Source organism: Candidatus Zixiibacteriota bacterium (genome assembly GCA_040753495.1).
In the GTDB taxonomy this organism is placed as follows: Bacteria; Zixibacteria; MSB-5A5; order GN15; family PGXB01; genus DYGG01.
The window spans coordinates 1-2,177 of the sequence record JBFMEF010000069.1 but is presented as its reverse complement, the minus strand read 5'-3'; the positions used below and the strand labels follow the sequence as shown (position 1 = coordinate 2,177).

At 54.0% G+C, this 2,177-nt stretch carries 4 protein-coding genes; 2 read left to right on the top strand and 2 right to left on the bottom strand.

Annotated elements, in window-relative coordinates:
- Both AB1690_04580 and AB1690_04575 read right to left on the bottom strand, forming a co-directional pair.
- A partial coding sequence (locus tag AB1690_04580; protein ID MEW6014579.1) for a hypothetical protein occupies positions 1-659 on the bottom strand: 659 nt, incomplete at its 3' end.
- The gene (locus AB1690_04575; protein ID MEW6014578.1) at positions 656-1,327 is read right to left on the bottom strand and encodes a hypothetical protein; all 672 of its coding nucleotides are present in this window, start codon (positions 1,325-1,327) and stop codon (positions 656-658) included. The genes AB1690_04580 and AB1690_04575, both read right to left, overlap by 4 nt.
- 180 nt (positions 1,328-1,507) lie before the next feature.
- Between AB1690_04575 and AB1690_04570 the strand changes: the two genes are divergently transcribed.
- Together AB1690_04570 and AB1690_04565 are read left to right on the top strand one after the other, a co-directional pair.
- Positions 1,508-1,831 (top strand): MGMT family protein, encoded by a 324-nt coding sequence (locus tag AB1690_04570; GenBank protein ID MEW6014577.1) that lies wholly within the window; start codon positions 1,508-1,510, stop codon positions 1,829-1,831.
- 91 nt (positions 1,832-1,922) lie between these two features.
- On the top strand, positions 1,923-2,177 hold a 255-nt coding region (locus tag AB1690_04565; GenBank protein MEW6014576.1), incomplete at its 3' end, for a DNA alkylation repair protein.

Here is a 2,177-nt window from a genome sequence, read left to right as displayed (position 1 = left end):
GTGAGAAGTTCTGGCTGACGCAGCAGAATGTCCGCCAGACGGGAGACACTGTGACCTATAATCTGGTTCTGTTCCTGGATGAAGAGGTCGAATCCGGTCAGCCGCTGGAGCTCTTCAGCCATCAGACTTGAGGCCGGCGATGCCGCCGCCAGCCAGCCCATATGATGGGCGGTATTGCTGGAGACAGGGCTGACGGCCAGTTCAACTATGACCGAATCCAGGGCGAGATACCGCAGCTGCATCTGCTCGGGGCGGCGCGACAGGTCGGCTTGAACCGCTTTGAGAAGTTCCCGGGGGATATTTCCGCCGGCGAAAATCAGACGGGCCGAAGTATCGGCGAGCGCCAGATATTCCGCCCCGAGGATATTCTGATATGACGGCGCCTCATAGGCGACGGTCAGGGAATCGCCGGTCTCCAGCGCCGCAATAAAACGGGGGGAACTGGTGAGCGCCTGCAATTCGGTCAGCTTGGCGAAATATCTTAGTGTGTAATATTGCTCGGTGATTTCGCGGGCTTGTTCGAAACGTTGACGAAAGAGGTCCACCAACCCCTCTTTAAAAACCATCGACATAATGAAAACGGTGCTGATGGCCAGTGCCGCTATGACGGCAGCCAGGAAAATCACGAAGCGGTTGGTTATGGTCAGGCGCGCTTTCATTGCAATTCCAGTACCAGCGGTTCCTGATCTATTTCAATCTCCCGCGTAATTTCCGGTTGATTCTCCTGCCAGAGATGCAGGGTATATCGGCCGGGGGCGATATCGGGTATTTGGAAGTTCCCCTTCTCATCGGAAACGGCGAAATACGGGGTGGCCAGCACATGGATATAGGCTTTCATGGAATAATGAATCTCGCAGAAGAGATTGACAATCCCCGGCCTATCGAATTTTACCTCTGCTGATTTCCCCTGGGCATACCGCCCCAGGTCAAACTTCTTTGGTTTGGAGTAGGAGAAGACATTATGGAAAAAGGGGTCAAAGTTGGGGAAACTGACAGTCGTTCCGACCGCCACCGCCATGACCGACGGCGTGAACATCTTATCTTTTTGCGCCATTACCGGCGGCTCGGACGGCAACTTTATAGGGGGAAGCGCCTCTCCGGTGAGCCAGATGACCGAGTACAAAGAGGGCTGACAGGCACAGTCGGCCGTTCTCTCCGAGGTTGCAGCGACGCCGGTAGCGCGGTAACGTTCTATCCTTTGAGAGAACTCAGCCTTGACCGGAGGTCGCTTGACCACTCCCCGCAACTCCGCGGAATGAGCGGCTCCAGCCGGGAACACCGCGCCCAGAAGAACGCCGAGTACCGAGATTTTTATTATGGACTTCATCTGTCTATAATTTCGGATTTGTGGAAGAAAACTTAAGCCCCTCTCTGGTGTCGTCCGGCCGCCCGGCAGAGCGGCTCCGCATGGCTTTCAAGTCGCTGATTATCAATAGAGTAAGAAGCGATTGACGGAGAGCAGCAGCGGATTATATTAAAGAACCATAAACATCAAGGCGGAGGCGCTATGAGCGATGAATTCTCCCGAGTTGTGGTGGGAGTAATCAAGAAGATTCCCCGCGGCAGGGTGGCATCCTACGGTCAGATTGCGGCGCTGGCGGGGAATCCCCGGGCGGCTCGGCAGGTGGTGCGGGCTTTGCACTCTCTGTCGGGCAAGGAAAAACTCCCCTGGCATCGTGTTATAAATTCCAAGGGGACTATCTCTCTTCGGCCCGGCGCCGGTTATGAATTGCAAAAGGCGCTTCTAAAGAAGGAAGGGGTCCGCATTGATGAGCGCGACCGGGTTGATTTAGCCCGCTTTCAATGGAACCCCCGCCGCATCAAAATTTGAAATAGATTCTCACTTGCATTTAAAAGCGCTCGGTAAGTATGACGTCTAATCGTAGTACATTGTAAATTAAGTCAATGAAGGCGGAACCGGAATGAATCTCAATCAGGTCATGACCGAGTTGAAAAAATTAGGGACGGCGCAAACGGCCAAAATATATAGACGTCACGGCGCCGGGGAAAATCTTTATGGGGTGAATTTCGCCAATCTGAAAGTTTTGCAGAAAAAACTCAAGACCGACCAGGCTCTCGCTGAGCAGTTGTGGGAGACCGGTAATGTAGATGCCCGTTGTCTGGCGACCATGGTTGCCGACCCGGTTAAATTCCCGGACTCACTGGCGGACCGCTGG

Bases quoted from the DNA above. Each gene is read 5' to 3' on its own strand.
- AB1690_04570 (MEW6014577.1), top strand. From the start codon at position 1,508: ATGAGCGATGAATTCTCCCGAGTTGTGGTGGGAGTAATCAAGAAGATT.
- AB1690_04575 (MEW6014578.1), bottom strand. From the start codon at position 1,327: ATGAAGTCCATAATAAAAATCTCGGTACTCGGCGTTCTTCTGGGCGCG.